The organism is Pseudomonas laurylsulfativorans, from assembly GCF_002906155.1.
Lineage (GTDB): Bacteria > Pseudomonadota > Gammaproteobacteria > Pseudomonadales > Pseudomonadaceae > Aquipseudomonas > Aquipseudomonas laurylsulfativorans.
Genome location: NZ_MUJK01000005.1, coordinates 1 through 19,212 on the forward strand (window position 1 = coordinate 1; position 19,212 = coordinate 19,212).

Sequence of the window (19,212 nt, forward strand, 5' to 3'; positions counted from 1 at the left end):
CCCCCCCGCTGCCCCCTGTGATCGCCCACTAAGCTTTCACAGAGGGCTCATCGGAGATCATTGCCATGAACAACGTAGCTATTGCCGCCATCGACCTCGGAAAACATTCCTTTCATCTTCATGCTCAAGATGATCGCGGCCACGAGGTTCACCGCAGAAAGTTTACGCGCGCAGCACTCACCCAATATCTGGCGAAACTGGAACCCTGCACCGTCGTGATGGAAGCCTGTGGCGGCGCCCATTTCATGGCGCAGGAAGTCGCCAAGCTGGGGCATACGCCCAAGCTTATTGCGCCACATCTGGTACGCCCTTACGTGAAGAGCAACAAAAACGACTTCGCTGATGCCGAAGCGATCTGCGAGGCGGCGACCCGGCCCACAATGCGCTTCGTGCACCCCAAAACCCAGGCTCAGCAGGCGCTGGCGATGCTCAATTCGGTTCGTGAGTCGTTCATCAAAGACCGTACCGCCACCGTCAATCGGATTCACGCAGCCCTGCTGGAGGTGGGTATCAGCCTGGCTCCCGGCTTCAAATCCATCAAAGAGCTTCCAGCATTGCTTGAGATGAGTTCATTTTCCGGCTCCATCAAAAAAATTCTGATGGGGTTGCATGAGCACTTCAACTATCTGGATGGGAAGGTCAAAGCGCTGGACAAGGAGGTGGAATGCCAAGCAGCTGAAGATGATCTGGCGGCTCGTTTGATGACCATGCCGTGTGTCGGCCCGATCACCTCCAGCGCCTTGGCTGCCGAGTTGGGCGATGGCAAACAGTTCAAATGCGGCCGAGGCTATGCGGCGTCGATCGGGCTGGTACCCAAACAGCACGGTACGGGCGATAAAACCGTGTTGCTCGGCATCAGTAAACGCGGCGATCGAAATCAGAGGCGCCTGCTCATCCAGTGCGCCCGTGTGTACTTGATACAACTGGAACGACAGAAAGGCGCCTTGGCGGACTGGGTCCGCCAACTATTAGCTTCCCGCCATCACTCCAATCTCGTGGTCTGCGCACTGGCCAACAAGCTGGCAAGAATCGCCTGGGCGATAGCCGCACACCACACTGAATTCGATGCGGGGCCAGCCGCGATGAACGCCTGACCCCGCTGTCACCCGAGCACCACCCACCTGGTTTTGCGATGCTGGATAACTGATGACGTGAACGGCCAACCGGCCTGACGACAACCCTGGGCTCCTACACGGCTGTAAGGCCGTTCAACTAATTAGGGTCGTTGGGCATCGATTCTCATCGAGGCGCGGGGCGACACCCCCACTCAGACGCCGGATAGATGAAAGCAAGCCAAACACGCATCAAATACAGTATTGCAGAAAAGGGGGTAACCATAGATGTAGGAGCGAGCTTGCTCGCGATAAACCTGAGAGCACCGCGGGGTGTCAACTTGGCAGCGTTATCCTTGACGACCATCGCGAGCAAGCTCGCTCCTACAGATTTGCGCTATTTCCTGTGCATCCCCAGCTTGTCAGTTCGCCCCTCGAACGCCACACTAGCGCACATGAAAAACGTCAGCCCCAGCTACCTCAAGCATCAATTCCTGATCGCCATGCCACACATGGCCGACCCGAACTTTGCGCACACCTTGACCTACATCGTCGAGCACACGGCCAATGGGGCCATGGGGCTGGTGGTCAACCGTCCGCAAGAGCTGAGCCTGGCCGATATTCTTGAGCAATTGCGCCCGGATATCGAACCACCAGCGCTCTGCCAGCACGTGCCGATCTTTATCGGCGGCCCGGTGCAGACCGATCGCGGCTTCGTCCTGCACCCCAAGGGGCTGAGCTTCCAGGCAACCGTTGATCTGGAAGACGACTTATCCCTGTCGACCACCCAGGACATACTGTTCGCCATCGCTGACGGCGTCGGCCCGGCAAAAAGCCTGATTGCCCTCGGCTATGCCGGTTGGGAAGCCGGGCAACTGGAAGCCGAACTGGCGCAAAATGCCTGGCTGAACTGCCCGTTTGACGCAGACATCCTGTTCAACACCAGCAGCGAACTTCGCTTGGAAGCGGCGGCCAAGCACCTGGGCGTCAATCTCAGTCTGCTGACCAGCCAGGCGGGGCACGCCTGATGGCCCTGCGGCTGATTCTCGGATTCGACTACGGCACCAAACAGATCGGCGTTGCGGTCGGCCAGGTCATTACCGGCCAGGCCCGCGAGCTGTGCACCCTGAAAGCGCAGAACGGCATCCCCGACTGGAACCAGCTCGAAGCCCTCATCAAAGAGTGGAAGCCCGATGCGGTGGTGGTCGGCCTGCCGTTGAACATGGACGGCACGCCCAGCGACATGTGCGCCCGCGCGGAAAAGTTCGCCCGGCGCCTGAACGGCCGCTTCAACCTGCCCTTTTATACCCACGATGAACGCCTGACCACCTTCGAGGCCAAGGGCGAACGCCTGGCTCGTGGCGGCCAGAAAGGCAGTTACCGCGACAACCCGGTCGATGCCATCGCCGCCGCCCTGCTGCTGCAAGGCTGGTTGGACGAAAACACCGCGCTGTTTGAATCCTGAAGAGCCGCTGCGCGTCTCTCTTAGCTACAACCCGAGCCACTCCCGTACAAGCCGGCTCGGGCCCAAGAAGGAGCAACCATGAGCCTGCCCAATCCCGCCGAACTGATCAGCCAGATGGCCACGCGCCTGAAGGCTCACCTGGAACACCGCGGCATCAGCGACCCGCGTTTCATCGGCATCCGTACCGGTGGCGTCTGGGTAGCCCAGGCCCTGCTCAAGGAGCTGGGCAGCGATGAGCCCCTCGGCACCCTGGACGTATCCTTCTATCGCGACGATTTCAGCCAGAACGGCCTGCACCCACAGGTTCGCCCTTCGGCGCTGCCGTTCGAGATCGAAGGCCAGCACCTGGTGCTGATCGACGACGTGCTGATGAGCGGCCGGACCATCCGCGCCGCCATGAACGAACTGTTCGACTATGGCCGCCCGGCCAGCGTGACGCTGGTGTGCATGCTGGACCTGGACGCCGGCGAACTGCCGATCCGCCCGAACGTGGTTGGCGCGACCCTGTCGCTGGCCGCCCACGAACGGGTGAAGCTGTCCGGCCCGGAGCTCGCGCTCGAACTGCAAGACCTCGCCCTTTAATTCGCCCTATTGAGAGTCCCCCTTGCGATGACGCCTCTAGAAACCAAGCGCCCGCTGCAGCTCAATGATCAGGGCCAGCTGCGCCACTTCCTCTCGCTCGACGGTTTGCGCCGCGAGCTGCTGACGGAAATCCTCGACACCGCCGACTCCTTCCTCGAAGTCGGCGCCCGGGCCGTGAAGAAAGTCCCGCTGCTGCGCGGCAAGACCGTGTGCAACGTGTTCTTCGAGAACTCGACCCGCACCCGCACGACCTTCGAACTGGCGGCCCAGCGGCTCTCGGCGGACGTGATCACCCTCAACGTGTCGACGTCGTCGGCGAGTAAGGGCGAAACCCTGCTCGACACCCTGCGTAACCTGGAAGCGATGGCCGCCGACATGTTCGTCGTGCGTCACGGTGATTCCGGTGCCGCGCACTTCATCGCCGAGCATGTCTGCCCGCAGGTGGCGATCATCAACGGCGGCGACGGCCGGCACGCGCACCCTACCCAGGGCATGCTCGACATGCTCACCATCCGCCGGCACAAGGGCAGTTTCGAAAACCTTTCGGTGGCCATCGTCGGCGACATCCTGCACTCGCGGGTCGCGCGCTCGAACATGCTGGCCCTGAAAACCCTCGGTTGCCCGGACATCCGCGTGATCGCGCCGAAAACCCTGCTGCCGATCGGCATCGAGCAATACGGCGTGAAGGTCTACACCGACATGACCGAAGGCCTGAAAGATGTCGACGTGGTGATCATGTTGCGCCTGCAGCGTGAACGCATGACCGGCGGCCTGCTGCCGAGCGAAGGCGAGTTCTACCGCCTGTTCGGCCTGACCACCGCGCGCCTGGCCGGCGCCAAGCCCGATGCCATCGTGATGCACCCGGGGCCGATCAACCGTGGCGTGGAAATCGAGTCGGCGGTGGCTGACGGCCCGCACTCGGTGATCCTCAACCAGGTGACCTACGGGATCGCCATTCGTATGGCTGTGCTGTCCATGGCCATGAGCGGGCAGACTGCCCAGCGCCAATTCGAGCAGGAGAACGCCCAGTGAAGCTCAGCATTCTCGGTGCCCGCGTGATCGATCCGGCCAGTGGCCTGGATCAAGTGACCGACATCCACATTGAAGCCTGCAAAGTCGTCGCCCTTGGCGCTGCGCCAGCCGGCTTTGTCGCCGTCGACACGATCGACGCCAAAGGCCTGGTGGCCGCTCCCGGCCTGGTCGACCTCAACGTTGCCCTGCGCGAACCGGGCTACAGCCGCAAAGGCTCGATCGTCAGCGAGACCCGCGCGGCGGCGGCTGGCGGCGTGACCAGCCTGTGCTGCCCGCCAAAAACCAAACCGGTGCTGGACACCTCGGCGGTAGCCGAACTGATCCTCGACCGCGCCCGTGAGGCCGGCAACACCAAAGTCTTCCCGATTGGCGCCCTGAGCAAAGGCCTGGACGGTGAACAGCTTGCCGAGCTCGTGGCACTGCGCGATGCCGGTTGCGTGGCCTTCGGCAATGGCCTGGAGAGCTTCCGCAACACACGCACCCTATGCCGCGCACTGGACTACGCAGCGACCTTCGACCTGACGGTGATTTTCAACTCCCAGGATCACGACCTGGCCGAGGGTGGCCTGGCTCACGAAGGTCCGACCGCCAGCTTCCTTGGCTTGCCGGGCATTCCGGAAAGTGCCGAGACCGTCGCCCTCGCTCGGGACCTGTTGCTGGTTGAACAGACTGGCGTACGCGCACACTTCAGCCAGCTCACCAGCGCCCGCGGCGTGGAGCTGATCGCCCAGGCCCAGGCCCGTGGCCTGAAGGTGACCGCGGATGTCGCCCTGTACCAGCTGATCCTGACCGACGAAGCTCTGATCGGCTTCAGCAGCCTGTATCACGTCCAGCCGCCGCTACGCACCCGCGCCGACCGCGAGGGCCTGCGCGCAGCGGTGAAATCGGGGGTGATCTCGGCTATCTCCAGTCACCACCAACCCCATGAGCGTGACGCCAAGCTGGCACCGTTCGGTGCGACCGAGCCAGGCATCAGCAGCGTTGAACTGCTATTGCCGCTGGCGATGACCTTGGTCGAAGACGGCCTGCTGGACCTGCCGACTCTACTCAAACGCCTGAGCACCGGCCCTGCCGACGCCTTGCGTTTGCCAGCAGGCAACCTGGCGGTGGGTGGCGCGGCGGACATCGTGCTGTTCGACCCTACGGCCTCCACCGTCGCCGGTGAAACCTGGTTGTCCAAGGGCGAGAACTGCCCGTTCATTGGGCATAGCCTGCCGGGTGTGGTGCGTTACACGCTGGTGGATGGGCGGATCAGCCACCAGGCGTAACACTGTGGCGAGGGGGCTTGCCCCCTCACCACAATTACCGGCGCTGCGCATTGCGCACGGAAACCTGGTCATTCAACGTCCAGAAGTCATATCGCCCTCCTGCCCCTCCTCCATTGCCTTTCCCCAAACAGCACATCCGCATCAAGAACATTTCTACAAGCGATGGCGAATATAACTATCCAACGAACAGAAATTTCTGGCTTCTCATCATCTGCGCGAAAGGAACTTCGCAACATACAGAAATAGCCTACAAAGTTATTGAATGCAGACTCAACACCCATCATTTAGTATAAAAACAGCACAAGGAAAAATCACTACCCTCCCGAATACAATGATTGTACAAACAAGGAGCAATACATGAAAAATGGACTTACCCTACCTCCTATCGTAACGAAAGGAACAACGGGAAACTCAGGCGGCTTTACAGTTAATCCCGGATTCCGCTGGGGAGCCTATGCGACTGCAGATTGGCAGGGAGCCGGTGAAGCAATCATCACCAACGACGGGCAAACCTACTCTTTACCCCTGTGCGATGGCACCGTCATTTCCTCAGCCGAAATGGATATGTTCCATGCCTGGCTAGAAATGAAAAGTGGTATAAAAGCCTTTACCTATGAACTGCAAATGGTGGGTAGAGCAGTTAACAACGACGCTTTTGGCGCCATTCAAGACCTTTGGAAAATCACGGAGAGTGACAACTACCTACTAAATAATTCTTCGATCGTTACTCATGCCTACTTCAAAAACAAACTCGTAAATTTCAGTCTTGCCGATGCCTTCGCAGCGCAACAAAAACTAAGCAACCTAGACGCCCTGATCAAAGTAGCATCGACAAGCCTGTACAACATCAAGTATGAAACACAAACAACCGAGCTATCAGGGGGGACATTTAGCCCTGTCAAAGCATTCTCTCACTACCTATGGGGAAATGGAGAGAAGCTGCGAGTTGATATAAACAACATAGGCCTAAACGTACAGGCGAATGAAATTCCCCTGTTAGCCAACACTATCGCCAGCACCAGAGAATCCGGAAGGTATTTTTTATCTGACCCAAAAGTACCTTATGCCACTGAAAGCGACAGCAAAGTCACAGGATATTATTTAGGTCGAATCACATTGAAAATCGAAGGAGACTTTACAAGGAAAGAAAACGGATCATGGGTTTTTGATGGAACTGCAAGAGCTTATACAGACACATACGACTTCGACAAAAGTGACAGATCAACACTACCTGAGTTCTTAACCACAGCAGGCAGAGTATTCTCAGGAACGAAATATGAAATCGATATAACGGGAGAGCAAAAAATAAGACTAACGGGAACTGGCTTTCAGCCGGACCTGCACTAGATTAGCCTGTTAGGGTTTCAAACCATCTACTGCACTCAGGAAGAGCCAACATGAAGACTCTCTACAAGCACCTAAACTACATCTACCCAGTGCTTTTAGCGATCACATCCAGTGTAGCAATATTTATTTTAGAAAATAATTTGAGCACAGGTTTTTACAACATAGATCGAGACTCAATTGGAATACCAATAGGTGCAGTCCTGATTGCCGGTTTAACATTACTTACACTTCATCTAATGCAAATGCTCTTATACAAAAAAGCCCGCACACTCCGCACGCACGGAGTCTCAATAAAAGTATTAGCATTGATTATTGCATTTGCATCACTTGCGATTCTCGCTGACAGCATAAATTACTGGGCCACTCCAAACCACCTCATCATTTCAACCTTATACAGCGTCAGTACAATTGCATTTGCAACACTTCAACTTCAGTTGCTAAAAGTATTTCAATAGTCATTCACAGACTATGACTCAAGCAGACGAATAGCAGGATCAGTCACCAGGCGTAACACTCTGTGGCGAGGGGCAAGCCCCCTCGCCACATTTGATCAGCGACTCTGCGCGTTGCGAACGGAAACCTGGTCATTCAACGTCCAGAAGTCATACAGCACCCCCAGAAAGAACAACCCGCCCGTCAGCAGGTACAGCAGCCCACTGATCCATTTCCCCTGATACATCCGGTGCACGCCAAACACCCCGAGAAACGTCAGCAGGATCCACGCCACGTTGTATTCGATGGGACCGGCGGTAAACCGCAGGTCAGCCTCGCGATCCATCGCCGGGATCAGGAAAAGGTCGATCAGCCAGCCGATCCCCAGCAAGCCAAAGGTGAAGAACCAGATCGTCCCGGTCACCGGCTTGCCGTAATAGAAGCGGTGAGCGCCGGTAAAACCGAAAATCCACAGCAGGTAACCGATCACTTTGCTGTGGGTGTCTTGCTGCGGAATAGTCTGTTGATAGGGGTTCATGAATGACCTCGACTCACGCGATAGATAAATATTCTTCATTTCTTTGTGACTTTTTTACGGGCACCCGACGTATGGCAAATGCTACCTTCGCACCTGTCAAAGCCTTGTAACACCGGACTTCTGTCCGACAATTACGCCATTTTGCCGCTTTTTTGCCACCATTGCCCCCCAGGTTGAATCGACCAACGGCCTCGGAAGCGGCAAAAAAGCTGTTATAAAGTTGCGCGCTAACTTATTAAGAGCCTTGCCTAATGCGTTCATTTTTCAAGACATGGCTAACCATTTGCCTATTGATGCCACTGGCCGCCCACGCCACCAATCGTGAGCAACGTCTTCCTAACGTTAATGGTTACACCCCAAAATCCCATGCCTCTGCTCCTTCGAGCAAAGACAAAAAATCCGCTAAACATGCTCCAACCCTGGCCAGCAATAAAAGCGGCCTGGTTCCACCGATGGGCACCAAGGAAAGCAGCGACGTGCTGAGCCGCGCCGTGAACGTCCTTGGCACTCCCTATCGTTGGGGCGGCAGCAGCCCAAGCAAAGGCTTCGATTGCAGCGGCCTGGTGAAATACGCGTTCAACGACGCCACGTTCGACCTGCCACGCACCTCCAACGCCATGGCCAGCGGTCATGGGGAGAAAGTCGATCGCAACGACCTGAAACCTGGCGACCTGATTTTCTTCAACATCAAGAGCCGTCGGGTCAATCACGTTGCCATTTACCTGGGCAACGACCGGTTCATCCACGCGCCACGTCGCGGCAAGTCGGTGAGCATCGACACCTTGAAGAAACCGTACTGGGAAAGCCACTACGTGGTTGCCAAGCGGGTTCTGCCTAAAGAGCCGAATCAATTGCGTGTGGTTCAGCGCTGATTTGACCTACCCGGGTCAGCCTCGGGAATTGCTTCGAATATGATGGCCTCATCGCGGGCAAGCCCGCTCCCACAGGTTTCAGATTGGTTTGCAGATTTGTGATCCAACCTCGATCACTGTGGGAGCGGGCTTGCCCGCGATGGCGTTTCTGGATCATCACAAATTTTCCGGCGACCGCGCTTTCTCCCGCGCATGATCACGACTGATCAACCCCTTGGTCACCAGGTCCTTCAAGCTCATATCCAGCGTCTGCATTCCCAGCGCCCCTCCCGACTGAATCGCCGAGTACATCTGCGCCACCTTGTCCTCGCGAATCAGGTTGCGGATCGCCGACGTCCCCAGCATGATCTCGTGAGCCGCGATGCGCCCACCACCGACCCTCTTCACCAGGGTTTGGGATACCACCGCCAGCAGCGACTCGGAGAGCATCGAGCGCACCATTGACTTCTCGCCCCCCGGAAACACGTCGACCACGCGGTCGATGGTTTTCGCCGCCGACGTGGTGTGCAGCGTGCCGAATACCAGATGGCCAGTTTCGGCGGCGGTCAAAGCCAGGCGAATGGTCTCCAGATCGCGCATCTCCCCTACCAAAATCACATCCGGGTCCTCCCGCAGTGCCGAACGCAAGGCCGTGGCGAAGCTACGGGTATCGCGATGAACTTCACGCTGGTTGATCAGGCACTTGCGCGGCTCGTGGACGAACTCGATAGGGTCCTCGATGGTTAGGATGTGGTGATGGCGATGAGTGTTCAGGTAATCGATCATCGCCGCCAGCGTAGTGGACTTGCCGGAACCGGTGGGACCGGTCACCAGCACCAGGCCACGGGGCGCATCGGTCATTTTGCGAAACACATCCCCCATGCCCAGTTCGTCCATGCTCTGCACTTTCGACGGGATGGTGCGAAACACGGCGCCCGCGCCACGGTTCTGATTGAATGCATTGACCCGAAAACGCGCCACACCGGGCACGTCAAAAGAAAAGTCGGTTTCCAGATGGTTCTCGAAGTCCACCCGCTGGGCGTCATTCATGATTGCATCGATCAGCGCCTGCACCTGTTGGTGGTCCAGGGCCGGCAGGTTGATGCGCCGCACATCGCCATCCACCCGAATCATCGGCGGCAGGCCGGCGGACAAGTGCAGGTCGGATGCACCCTGTTTAGCGCTGAATGCCAGCAGTTCGGTGATATCCATTGCGCCCCTCAATTCCAGTAGAATGCCGCGAACCTTCAGACCGCTGGCGCCTCTTGATGTCCACCATAGCAGACAACATTCTTCAAGTTAGTTCGCGCATCCATGCCGCAACACTCGCCGCCAATCGCAGCGAAAACAGCGTCCATCTGCTAGCCGTGAGCAAGACCAAACCCGCTCAAGACCTGCGGGAAGCCTACGCCGCCGGCCTGCGCGACTTTGGCGAGAACTACCTGCAAGAAGCGCTGGGCAAACAGCTGGAACTGGTCGACCTGCCCTTGATCTGGCACTTCATCGGCCCCATTCAATCGAACAAGACTCGCGCTATCGCCGAGCACTTCGACTGGGTGCATTCCGTGGATCGTCTGAAAATCGCACAACGTCTGTCCGAACAACGCCCCGCCGACTTACCGCCCCTGAACATCTGCATTCAGGTCAATGTCAGCGGTGAAGCCAGCAAATCCGGCTGCACCCCGGCCGATCTGCCTGCCTTGGCCAATGCTATCGACGCTCTGCCGCGCTTGAAGTTGCGCGGGCTGATGGCTATCCCTGAGCCGACTGAAGATCGCGCAGCCCAGGATGCCGCGTTCGCTGCCGTGCAAAGCCTGCAAGCCAGCCTGAATCTGCCACTCGACACACTTTCCATGGGCATGAGCCACGACCTTGAGTCGGCCATTGCCCAGGGTGCCACTTGGGTCCGTATCGGTACGGCCCTGTTTGGCGCTCGCGATTACGATCGGCCATAACCCATGGCCGACTCTATTCTTTATAAGGACCTGACATGAGCAAGACGCGTATTGCCTTTATCGGTGCCGGCAACATGGCCGCCAGCCTGATCGGCGGGCTGCGGGCCAAGGGTCTGGAAGCGGCGCAGATCCGCGCCAGCGATCCGGGCGAAGAAACACGCGCCCGCGTGACTGCTGAACACGGCATCGAAACCTTCGCCGACAACGCCCAGGCCATCGACGGCGCCGACGTCGTCGTCCTCGCGGTCAAGCCGCAGGCGATGAAAGCCGTGTGCGAGGCCCTGCGCCCAAGCCTCAAACCGGGTCAACTGGTGGTTTCAATTGCTGCGGGCATCACCTGCGCCAGCATGAACAACTGGCTCGGCGCCCAGCCGATCGTGCGCTGCATGCCCAACACCCCGGCGCTGTTGCGTCAGGGCGTGAGCGGCCTGTTCGCCACCGCCGAAGTGACTGCCGAACAGCGTCAGCAAGCCCAGGAGCTGCTGTCTGCGGTCGGCATCGCTCTGTGGCTGAACGAGGAGCAGCAACTGGATGCCGTCACCGCCGTTTCCGGCTCGGGCCCGGCATATTTCTTCCTGTTGATCGAGGCCATGACCGCCGCTGGCGTCAAACTTGGCTTGCCGGCGGACATCGCCGCGCAACTGACGCTGCAAACCGCACTGGGCGCCGCACACATGGCCGTCGCCAGCGACGTCGACGCGGCCGAGCTGCGCCGCCGGGTCACCTCGCCTGCGGGCACCACAGAAGCTGCAATCAAGTCGTTCCAGGCCAATGGCTTTGAAGCCCTGGTCGAAAAAGCACTCGGCGCTGCCGCGCATCGCTCGGCCGAGATGGCCGAACAACTGGGTCAATAAGGAGCTTTTCATGATTGGATTGAACACCGCAGCGGTCTACGTGCTGCAAACCCTCGGCAGTCTGTACCTGCTGATCGTGCTGATGCGCTTCGTACTGCAACTGGTGCGGGCGAACTTCTACAACCCGATCTGCCAGTTCGCCGTGAAAGCCACCCAGCCGCTGCTCAAGCCACTGCGCCGGATCATCCCGAGCGTGTTCGGCCTGGACATGTCCTCGCTGGTGCTGGCGATCCTGGTGCAACTGGCACTGATGGCCCTGACCCTGTTGCTGACCTACGGCACCACCGGCAATCCGCTGCAACTGCTGATCTGGTCGCTCATCGGTGTGACCGCTCTGTTCCTGAATATTTTCTTCTTTGCCCTGATCATCAGCGTGATCCTGTCCTGGGTCGCCCCGGGCAGCCATAACCCGGGCGCCGAATTGGTGAACGACATCTGTGAGCCGGCCCTGGCGCCGTTCCGCAAGTTCCTGCCAAACCTTGGCGGGCTGGATCTGTCGCCGATCTTTGCGTTCCTGGCGATCAAACTGATCGACATGCTGGTGATCAACAACCTCGCCGCCATGACCATGATGCCGGAAATCCTCCGCGTGCTGATCTGAACCAGTGAGCTGGTTTCGCTGGGACGGTGACGACCTGATTCTGGAGTGTCACCTGCAACCGGCAGCCCGTAGCGATGATTTCTGCGGGCTGCACGGTGATCGCCTGAAGATCCGCCTGACCGCGCCGCCGGTCGAAGGCAAGGCCAACGCCTATCTGATGGCGTTTCTGGCCAAGGCCTTTGGCGTGTCCAAGAGCCAGGTGAGCTTGATCAGTGGCGAGTTGAACCGGCAGAAGCGGGTGCGGATCTGCTCGCCGAAGAAGTTGCCGGACCTTCCCGACCTGAAACGCTGAACCCACTGTAGGAGCTGGCTTGCCAGCGATCCAGGCAACGCGGTGCATCAGACCCGCCGCCTCGCCGGCAAGCCGGCTCCTACAGTGGGTAAGGGTTAGCTTGCTGCTAAAGGCAGCGGTCTTTAGACTTACGCCTCATTTCAATGAGAGCAGGGTCGATGCCAGCTGCCTTTCCCCCCGATTCTGTTGGTCTGGTGACGCCGCAAGTGGCGCACTTCAGCGAGCCGCTGGCCTTGGCCTGCGGTCGTTCGCTCCCGGCCTACGACCTGATTTACGAAACCTACGGCACGCTGAACGCTGCGGCGAGCAACGCCGTGCTGATCTGCCACGCCTTGTCTGGTCACCACCACGCCGCCGGCTACCACAGAGTCGACGACCGCAAACCCGGTTGGTGGGACAGCTGCATCGGCCCTGGCAAGCCAATCGACACCAGCAAGTTCTTCGTGGTCAGCCTGAACAATCTCGGCGGCTGCAACGGCTCCACCGGGCCGAGCAGCATCAACCCGGAGACCGGCAAACCGTTCGGCGCCGACTTCCCGGTCTTGACCGTCGAGGACTGGGTGCACAGCCAGGCGCGTCTGGCCGATCGACTCGGCATCGCCCAGTTTGCGGCCGTGATTGGCGGCAGCCTTGGCGGCATGCAGGCGATGCAATGGAGCATCACCTACCCTGACCGAATCCGTCACTGCCTGGCCATCGCCTCGGCGCCCAAGCTGTCGGCGCAGAACATCGCCTTCAACGAAGTGGCACGCCAGGCGATCCTCACCGACCCCGAGTTCCACGGCGGATCGTTCCAGGAACACAACGTGATCCCCAAGCGCGGCCTGATGCTGGCGCGGATGGTCGGGCACATCACCTACCTGTCCGACGACTCCATGGGCGAGAAATTCGGCCGCGGGCTCAAGAGCGAGAAGCTCAACTACGACTTCCACAGCGTCGAGTTCCAGGTGGAAAGCTACTTGCGTTATCAGGGCGAAGAGTTCTCCGGGCGCTTTGATGCCAACACGTACCTGTTGATGACCAAAGCGCTCGACTACTTCGATCCGGCGGCGAACTTCGACGATAACCTGGCGAAAACCTTTGAAGGTGCCAAAGCCAAGTTCTGCGTGATGTCGTTCACCACCGACTGGCGCTTCTCCCCTGCCCGCTCGCGGGAGTTGGTGGACGCACTGATGGCCGCGCGCAAGGACGTCTGCTACCTCGAGATCGACGCACCGCAAGGCCACGACGCCTTCCTGATTCCGATCCCGCGCTACCTGCAGGCATTCGGCAATTACATGAACCGCATTACGTTGTGAGAAAGCCATGAGAGCTGATCTGGAAATCATCCAGGAATGGATCCCCGCCGGCAGCCGCGTGCTCGACCTCGGGTGCGGCGATGGCGAACTGCTGACCTGGCTGCGCGACAACAAGCAAGTCACCGGTTATGGCCTGGAAAACGACGCCGACAACATCGCCGAGTGCGTGGCCAAGGGCATCAACGTCATCGAACAGGACCTGGACAAGGGCCTGGGCAACTTTGCCAGCAACAGTTTCGACATCGTGGTCATGACCCAGGCGCTGCAAGCGGTGCACTACCCGGACAAGATCCTCGACGAAATGCTGCGCGTCGGCCGTCAGTGCATCATCACCTTCCCCAACTTCGGGCACTGGCGCTGCCGCTGGTACCTTGCGAGCAAGGGCCGGATGCCGGTTTCTGAATTCCTTCCTTACACTTGGTACAACACGCCGAACATCCACTTCTGTACCTTCGCGGACTTTGAAGCCTTGTGTCGCGAACGTGAAGCGAAGGTCATTGATCGGCTTGCCGTGGATCAACAGCATCGGCACGGGTGGGCCAGCAAGCTATGGCCTAATCTGTTAGGTGAGATCGGAATCTACCGCGTCAGCAGTCCGGGACTTTCCGACCACAAGGTCGCGGTCTGATCCACCCTATTTCAAGGAGAACGATCATGGGTCGTCTAGCGTTGCTTCTACTCACTGCCTGCCTGAGCGTCACCGCCATGGCCGCTGATGCCATCAAGGGCGAGCGCCAGGAAACCTTCGGCGACGTGACAGTGCACTACAACACCTTCAACTCCACCTACCTGACCCCGGACATTGCCAAGTCCGCCGAACTGATCCGCAGCAAGAACCAGGGCGTGATAAACATTTCGGTCCTCAAGGAAGGCAAGCCACAGATGGCCCAGGTGAGCGGCTCGGTCAAAGACCTGACCAGCCAGACCGTGCCACTGCAGTTCAAACAGATCACCGAACAAGGCGCGATCTACTACATCGCGCAATACCCGGTGGATCAGCAGGAAGTCCGCACCTTCGACATCAAGGTGCAGACCGGCGACAAAATCAACACCATCAATTTCAACCAAGAGCTCTTCCCCGGCCAATGATCAACTTCACGCAACTCGTATTGGCCAGCCATAACGCCGGCAAACTCAAGGAACTCCAGGCCATGCTCGGCGAATCGGTGCAGCTGCGCTCGATCGGCGAGTTCAGCAGCGTCGAGCCCGAAGAAACCGGCCTGTCGTTCGTCGAGAACGCCATCCTCAAGGCCCGCAATGCCGCGCGCATTTCCGGCCTGCCGGCGCTGGCGGACGATTCCGGGCTGGCGGTGGATTTCCTCGGCGGTGCGCCAGGCATCTACTCGGCGCGTTATGCCGACGGCAAGGGTGATGCAGCGAACAACGCCAAGCTGCTCGACGTGTTGAAAGACGTGCCTGAAGCCGAACGTGGCGCGCAGTTCGTGTGCGTGCTGGCGCTGGTGCGTCACGCTGATGATCCGCTCCCGATCCTCTGCGAAGGTTTGTGGCATGGGCGCATCCTGACCCAGGCCAGCGGCGAACACGGTTTTGGCTACGACCCGCTGTTCTGGGTACCGGAGCGCGATTGCTCCAGCGCCGAGCTGAGCCCGGGCGACAAGAACCAGATCAGCCACCGCGCCCGTGCAATGGATCTGCTGCGCCAGCGTCTGGGCTTGAAATGACCCGTGAATCATCCGCATCGCCGCTGATCTTCGGTGGCGATGCACAATCGCCTCGGGCGGCCCTGCCTGTGCTGCCGCCGCTGGCGCTGTACATCCACATCCCGTGGTGCGTACGCAAATGCCCTTACTGCGACTTCAACTCCCACACCGCCAGCCCTGTGCTGCCGGAAGAAGAGTACGTCGACGCATTGCTGGCCGATCTCGATCAGGATCTGCACGCCGTCCATGGTCGTGAACTGAGCTCGATTTTCTTTGGTGGCGGCACGCCGAGCCTATTCAGCGCTGATTCACTGGGGCGCTTGCTCAAAGGCGTCGAACAACGCATCCCGTTTGCCAGCGACATCGAAATCACGCTGGAAGCCAATCCGGGGACATTCGAGCAAGACAAGTTCGTGGCGTATCGGAAACTGGGCATCAATCGCCTGTCGATCGGCATCCAGAGCTTCCAGCAGGAAAAACTCCAGGCTCTGGGCCGGATTCACAACGGCGACGAAGCCGTACGCGCCGCTGGCATGGCGCGGCAGGCCGGGTTCGATAATTTCAACCTGGACTTGATGCATGGTTTACCGAATCAATCCCTGGACGATGCCTTGGCCGACCTGCGCACAGCCATTGCCCTGAAACCGACACACCTGTCCTGGTATCAACTGACCCTGGAACCGAACACGGTGTTCTGGAACCAGCCGCCGACGCTGCCCGAAGACGATACGCTGTGGGACATTCAGGAAGCCGGGCAAGCGCTGCTGGCCGAACACGGTTACGTACAGTACGAAGTCTCGGCCTATGCGTTGCCCGGTCGCCCGGCGCGCCACAACCTCAATTACTGGAGTTTTGGCGACTTCATTGGCATCGGCGCCGGCGCCCATGGCAAGCTCAGTCACCCGGACGGGCGCATCATTCGCACCTGGAAGACCCGCCTGCCGAAGGACTACCTGAATCCGGCAAAAAGCTTCCGGGCCGGCGAGAAAGCGCTGGGCAACGATGAAATGCCGTTCGAATTCCTGATGAACGCGCTACGCCTGACTGAAGGCGTCGAATCGCGGCTGTACCCGGAACGTACCGGCATGACCCTGGAAAGCCTTGCTGAAGGCCGCCGTGAAGCCGAACAAAGCGGCCTGTTGCAGGTCGAACCGTCACGTCTGGTAGCCACCGAGCGCGGACAACTCTTCCTCAACGACTTGCTGCAGAAATTTCTGACATAAGGAAATCGAATGGATTTGGTACTCGATCTGCTTGCCACCGTGTCTCGCTGGAGCCGCAGCAACCTCTCGGAAATTGCCCTGGCCCTGGTGGGTTGCCTGCTGGTGCTGTTTGGTGCGGATTTCAAAGGCTGGGTCGAGCAGCGCCTGGGCAGCATCGCCGGCGCCTTGCGCGTACCGCTGATGTCTTTGCTGTGCATGATCGGCAGCGGCGCGGCACTGATCTATGCCACGCCATGGGTCGTGCGCGGCTTGAGCCAGTTCAACAACTACAGTTTGGCGCCGGTGTTGTTGGTGGTGTTGGTGTTGATTGGCGTGGTGGCGGATCGCCGCTGATCCTTACCCGTAAAGCTACTATAGGAGCGAGCTTGCTCGCGATGATCGCTAACGAAAACGCGGGGCATCTGGAGCCCCGCGCTGTTCTCTTGTTTTTCGCGAGCAAGCTCGCTCCTACGACTGCTTCTCGAACTTCAAATCCCACACGCCATGCCCAAGACGCTCGCCGCGGCGTTCGAACTTGGTGATCGGGCGCTCGGCCGGGCGCGGTACGCACTTGCCGTCTTCGGCAAGGTTGCGATAACCCGGCGCAACGCTCATCACTTCCAGCATGTATTCGGCATACGGCTCCCAGTCGGTGGCCATGTGCAGAATGCCGCCGACTTTCAACTTGCTGCGTACCAGCTCAGCGAAGGATGCCTGAACGATACGGCGCTTGTGGTGACGGCTCTTGTGCCATGGATCCGGGAAAAACAGCATCAGGCGATCGAGGCTGTTGTCGGCCACGCAGCGGTTGAGCACTTCGATGGCATCGCAATCGTAGACCCGCAGGTTGGTCAAACCCTGGGTCAGCACGCCATTGAGCAGCGCACCGACACCCGGACGGTGAACCTCGACGCCGATGAAATCCTGATCCGGCGCAGCCGCGGCCATTTCCAGCAGCGAATGGCCCATGCCGAAACCAATTTCCAGCGAGCGCGGTGCCGAGCGACCGAACACCTGGTCGAAATCCACCGGTGCGTCGGCCAGCGGCAGCACGAACAGCGGCGTGCCCTGCTCCAGGCCCTTTTGCTGGCCTTCGGTCATGCGCCCGGCGCGCATCACGAAACTCTTGATGCGGCGGTGTTGGCGCTCGTCGCCTTCTTCCGTCTGGATAGGCGTGTCGTTCGATTCAGTCATCAATGGCTCTTACTTGATCAGACCATCCAGCGGCGAAGAGGCGCTGGCATAGAGTTTTTTGGGCATGCGGCCGGCGAGGTAAGCCAGGCGGCCCGCGACGATCGCATGCTTCATGGCTTCAGCCATCATGACCGGCTGCTGGGCGTGGGCGATGGCCGAGTTCATCAGCACCGCATCACAACCCAGTTCCATGGCGATGGTGGCGTCGGAAGCAGTACCGACACCGGCATCCACCAGCACGGGAATCTTGGCTTCTTCAAGGATGATCTGCAGGTTGTACGGGTTGCAGATCCCCAGGCCCGAACCGATCAGACCGGCCAGCGGCATCACCGCGATGCAGCCGATTTCCGCCAACTGGCGGGCGATGATCGGGTCATCGCTGGTGTAGACCATCACGTCGAAACCTTCCTTGACCAGCGTTTCAGCGGCCTTGAGGGTTTCGATCACGTTGGGAAACAGGGTTTTCTGGTCGGCCAGCACTTCCAGCTTCACCAGGTTGTGGCCGTCGAGCAGCTCACGGGCCAGGCGGCAGGTGCGCACGGCCTCGATGGCGTCGTAGCAACCGGCGGTGTTCGGCAGGAAGGTATAGCGATCCGGCGACAGCACTTCGAGCAGATTCGGCTCGCCCTCGATCTGCCCAAGGTTGGTACGGCGCACGGCGAACGTGACGATCTCGGCACCCGAGGCTTCGATGGCCAGGCGGGTTTCTTCCATGTCACGGTACTTGCCGGTACCGACCAGCAAACGCGACTGGTAAGTACGACCGGCCAGGACGAAAGGCTTGTCGCTGCGAACGATGCTCATGGGAAATCCTCTGTAGGGGTGAGGTACTTGCAGAATTCTGTAGCCACTCGGCCGAGGCTGTTAGCCGCCGCCGATGGCGTGCACCACTTCGACGGTGTCGCCGTCGTTCAGCGTGGTGTCTGCATGCTGGCTGCGCGGGACGATATCCAGGTTGAGTTCGACTGCCACCCGGCGTCCGGTCAGGTCCAGACGAGTGATCAGGGCCGCAACGGTTTCACCGTCGGGCAGTTCAAAGGATTCGCCGTTCAACTGAATGCGCATGCCGGATGCCGCCATCATTTTTAGGGGCAGGCATTCTAGCCCGATCAGTCAGGCCGACCCAAGCCATTCGTCATGAAATGGACCGTTAAGTCAGCTCAGGCGCCAGGCGGCAAGTCCGAGGCAAAACCAGCCCACCAGGAAGGCCAGACCACCGAACGGGGTGATGATGCCGAGCTTGCTGATGCCCGTCAGCGCCAATACATACAGGCTACCTGAAAACAGCAGGATGCCGATGGCAAACGATGCGCCGGCCCAGGTGGCGAGTCGACCGGGAATTTGTGTAGCCAGTGCTGCGATACCGAGTAGCGCCAGGGCGTGCACCAATTGATAGGTGACGCCGGTATGGAAGATCGCCAGGTACTCGGCGCTCAGGCGATTTTTCAGGCCATGGGCGGCAAATGCCCCAAGGCCGACACCAGTGAAGCCGAAAAAAGCGGCCAGCATCAGAAAGCCACGCAGCATGCAGAACTCCAGTCAGTTTCGATCCAAAGGGTCTGTATAATGGCCCGCTCAACGGGTTCGG

The 19,212-nt window shown here is 59.3% G+C and carries 25 protein-coding genes and 1 pseudogene; 19 read left to right on the plus strand and 7 right to left on the minus strand.

Translation table 11 applies throughout. The annotated features are described in order from the left end of the window. The first annotated feature begins 65 nt into the window (after positions 1-65). On the plus strand, positions 66-1,094 hold the full coding sequence (locus tag B0D71_RS16685; RefSeq protein WP_103392895.1) for an IS110 family RNA-guided transposase: 1,029 nt from the start codon (positions 66-68) through the stop codon (positions 1,092-1,094). A gap of 247 nt (positions 1,095-1,341) precedes the next feature. On the opposite strand, the pseudogene B0D71_RS31865 reads toward B0D71_RS16685, so the two are convergent. Further along, positions 1,342-1,419, minus strand: a pseudogene (locus B0D71_RS31865) (YqgE/AlgH family protein); the annotation flags it as partial. Between the two features lie 88 nt (positions 1,420-1,507). On the opposite strand from B0D71_RS31865, the gene B0D71_RS16695 reads away from it, so the two are divergent. The 7 genes from B0D71_RS16695 (at position 1,508) to B0D71_RS16725 (ending at position 7,201) form a co-directional block, all read left to right on the plus strand. Then, the gene (locus tag B0D71_RS16695; RefSeq protein ID WP_103395761.1) at positions 1,508-2,080 is read left to right on the plus strand and encodes a YqgE/AlgH family protein; all 573 of its coding nucleotides are present in this window, start codon (positions 1,508-1,510) and stop codon (positions 2,078-2,080) included. After that, the gene (gene ruvX, locus B0D71_RS16700; protein WP_103395762.1) at positions 2,080-2,517 is read left to right on the plus strand and encodes a Holliday junction resolvase RuvX; all 438 of its coding nucleotides are present in this window, start codon (positions 2,080-2,082) and stop codon (positions 2,515-2,517) included. Before B0D71_RS16695 ends, ruvX begins: the two co-directional genes overlap by 1 nt. A gap of 78 nt (positions 2,518-2,595) precedes the next feature. Further along, on the plus strand, positions 2,596-3,099 hold the full coding sequence (gene pyrR / locus B0D71_RS16705) for a bifunctional pyr operon transcriptional regulator/uracil phosphoribosyltransferase PyrR (protein ID WP_103395763.1): 504 nt from the start codon (positions 2,596-2,598) through the stop codon (positions 3,097-3,099). A gap of 27 nt (positions 3,100-3,126) precedes the next feature. Beyond that, positions 3,127-4,131 (plus strand): aspartate carbamoyltransferase catalytic subunit, encoded by a 1,005-nt coding sequence (locus B0D71_RS16710; protein WP_103395764.1) that lies wholly within the window; start codon positions 3,127-3,129, stop codon positions 4,129-4,131. Continuing rightward, the gene (locus B0D71_RS16715; RefSeq protein WP_103395765.1) at positions 4,128-5,399 is read left to right on the plus strand and encodes a dihydroorotase; all 1,272 of its coding nucleotides are present in this window, start codon (positions 4,128-4,130) and stop codon (positions 5,397-5,399) included. Before B0D71_RS16710 ends, B0D71_RS16715 begins: the two co-directional genes overlap by 4 nt. Before the next feature lie 357 nt (positions 5,400-5,756). Continuing rightward, positions 5,757-6,746 (plus strand): lipid II-degrading bacteriocin, encoded by a 990-nt coding sequence (locus B0D71_RS16720; protein WP_108724264.1) that lies wholly within the window; start codon positions 5,757-5,759, stop codon positions 6,744-6,746. A gap of 50 nt (positions 6,747-6,796) precedes the next feature. Beyond that, positions 6,797-7,201: a hypothetical protein gene (locus tag B0D71_RS16725; protein ID WP_103395766.1), complete on the plus strand. Its 405-nt coding sequence runs from the start codon at positions 6,797-6,799 to the stop codon at positions 7,199-7,201. A gap of 95 nt (positions 7,202-7,296) precedes the next feature. Here B0D71_RS16725 and B0D71_RS16730 read toward each other — a convergent pair whose 3' ends face one another. Continuing rightward, positions 7,297-7,716, minus strand: a complete 420-nt coding sequence (locus B0D71_RS16730; protein ID WP_103395767.1) for an NINE protein — start codon at positions 7,714-7,716, stop codon at positions 7,297-7,299. A 251-nt stretch (positions 7,717-7,967) separates the two neighbouring features. Here B0D71_RS16730 and B0D71_RS16735 point away from each other — a divergent pair, with 251 nt between their 5' ends. After that, positions 7,968-8,588, plus strand: a complete 621-nt coding sequence (locus B0D71_RS16735) for a C40 family peptidase (protein ID WP_103395768.1) — start codon at positions 7,968-7,970, stop codon at positions 8,586-8,588. A 156-nt stretch (positions 8,589-8,744) separates the two neighbouring features. On the opposite strand, the gene B0D71_RS16740 is transcribed toward B0D71_RS16735, so the two are convergent. Continuing rightward, on the minus strand, positions 8,745-9,779 hold the full coding sequence (locus B0D71_RS16740; RefSeq protein ID WP_103395769.1) for a type IV pilus twitching motility protein PilT: 1,035 nt from the start codon (positions 9,777-9,779) through the stop codon (positions 8,745-8,747). 56 nt (positions 9,780-9,835) lie between these two features. Here B0D71_RS16740 and B0D71_RS16745 point away from each other — a divergent pair, with 56 nt between their 5' ends. The 10 genes from B0D71_RS16745 to B0D71_RS16790 all read left to right on the plus strand — a co-directional run bounded on the left by B0D71_RS16745 (position 9,836) and on the right by B0D71_RS16790 (position 16,784). Continuing rightward, a complete protein-coding gene (locus B0D71_RS16745) occupies positions 9,836-10,522 on the plus strand; it encodes a YggS family pyridoxal phosphate-dependent enzyme (protein WP_103395770.1) in 687 nt (228 codons plus the stop codon). A gap of 35 nt (positions 10,523-10,557) precedes the next feature. Beyond that, positions 10,558-11,376, plus strand: a complete 819-nt coding sequence (gene proC, locus B0D71_RS16750; protein WP_103395771.1) for a pyrroline-5-carboxylate reductase — start codon at positions 10,558-10,560, stop codon at positions 11,374-11,376. A gap of 10 nt (positions 11,377-11,386) precedes the next feature. Next, the gene (locus B0D71_RS16755) at positions 11,387-11,977 is read left to right on the plus strand and encodes a YggT family protein (protein WP_103395772.1); all 591 of its coding nucleotides are present in this window, start codon (positions 11,387-11,389) and stop codon (positions 11,975-11,977) included. Between the two features lie 4 nt (positions 11,978-11,981). Beyond that, positions 11,982-12,269: a DUF167 domain-containing protein gene (locus B0D71_RS16760; protein ID WP_103395773.1), complete on the plus strand. Its 288-nt coding sequence runs from the start codon at positions 11,982-11,984 to the stop codon at positions 12,267-12,269. Between the two features lie 158 nt (positions 12,270-12,427). After that, positions 12,428-13,567, plus strand: coding sequence for a homoserine O-succinyltransferase MetX (metX, locus tag B0D71_RS16765; RefSeq protein WP_103395774.1), 1,140 nt, complete (start codon positions 12,428-12,430; stop codon positions 13,565-13,567). A gap of 7 nt (positions 13,568-13,574) precedes the next feature. Further along, positions 13,575-14,195 carry a methionine biosynthesis protein MetW gene (gene metW / locus B0D71_RS16770; RefSeq protein ID WP_007987819.1) on the plus strand — a complete coding sequence of 207 codons (621 nt, stop codon included), beginning with the start codon at positions 13,575-13,577 and terminating at the stop codon, positions 14,193-14,195. A 26-nt stretch (positions 14,196-14,221) separates the two neighbouring features. Beyond that, positions 14,222-14,656: a DUF4426 domain-containing protein gene (locus B0D71_RS16775; protein WP_103395775.1), complete on the plus strand. Its 435-nt coding sequence runs from the start codon at positions 14,222-14,224 to the stop codon at positions 14,654-14,656. After that, on the plus strand, positions 14,653-15,249 hold the full coding sequence (gene rdgB / locus B0D71_RS16780; protein ID WP_033043028.1) for an RdgB/HAM1 family non-canonical purine NTP pyrophosphatase: 597 nt from the start codon (positions 14,653-14,655) through the stop codon (positions 15,247-15,249). The genes B0D71_RS16775 and rdgB overlap by 4 nt, the downstream gene beginning before the upstream one ends. Continuing rightward, entirely contained in the window at positions 15,246-16,451 is a 1,206-nt protein-coding gene (gene hemW / locus B0D71_RS16785) for a radical SAM family heme chaperone HemW (protein WP_103395776.1), read from the plus strand. Before rdgB ends, hemW begins: the two co-directional genes overlap by 4 nt. 9 nt (positions 16,452-16,460) lie before the next feature. After that, complete coding sequence (locus B0D71_RS16790) at positions 16,461-16,784, plus strand: DUF3392 domain-containing protein (protein WP_007987827.1); 324 nt, start codon at positions 16,461-16,463, stop codon at positions 16,782-16,784. Positions 16,785-16,898: 114 nt separating this feature from the next. Here the strand turns inward: B0D71_RS16790 and trmB are convergent, their stop codons facing one another. The 4 genes from trmB to B0D71_RS16810 all read right to left on the minus strand — a co-directional run bounded on the left by trmB (position 16,899) and on the right by B0D71_RS16810 (position 19,151). Beyond that, positions 16,899-17,624, minus strand: coding sequence for a tRNA (guanosine(46)-N7)-methyltransferase TrmB (gene trmB, locus B0D71_RS16795; RefSeq protein WP_103395777.1), 726 nt, complete (start codon positions 17,622-17,624; stop codon positions 16,899-16,901). Between the two features lie 9 nt (positions 17,625-17,633). Beyond that, positions 17,634-18,428: a thiazole synthase gene (locus B0D71_RS16800; protein WP_007975390.1), complete on the minus strand. Its 795-nt coding sequence runs from the start codon at positions 18,426-18,428 to the stop codon at positions 17,634-17,636. 60 nt (positions 18,429-18,488) lie between these two features. Next, positions 18,489-18,689, minus strand: a complete 201-nt coding sequence (thiS, locus tag B0D71_RS16805) for a sulfur carrier protein ThiS (RefSeq protein ID WP_165798727.1) — start codon at positions 18,687-18,689, stop codon at positions 18,489-18,491. A 90-nt stretch (positions 18,690-18,779) separates the two neighbouring features. After that, positions 18,780-19,151, minus strand: coding sequence for a DUF423 domain-containing protein (locus tag B0D71_RS16810; protein WP_103395778.1), 372 nt, complete (start codon positions 19,149-19,151; stop codon positions 18,780-18,782). Positions 19,152-19,212: the final 61 nt, after the last annotated feature.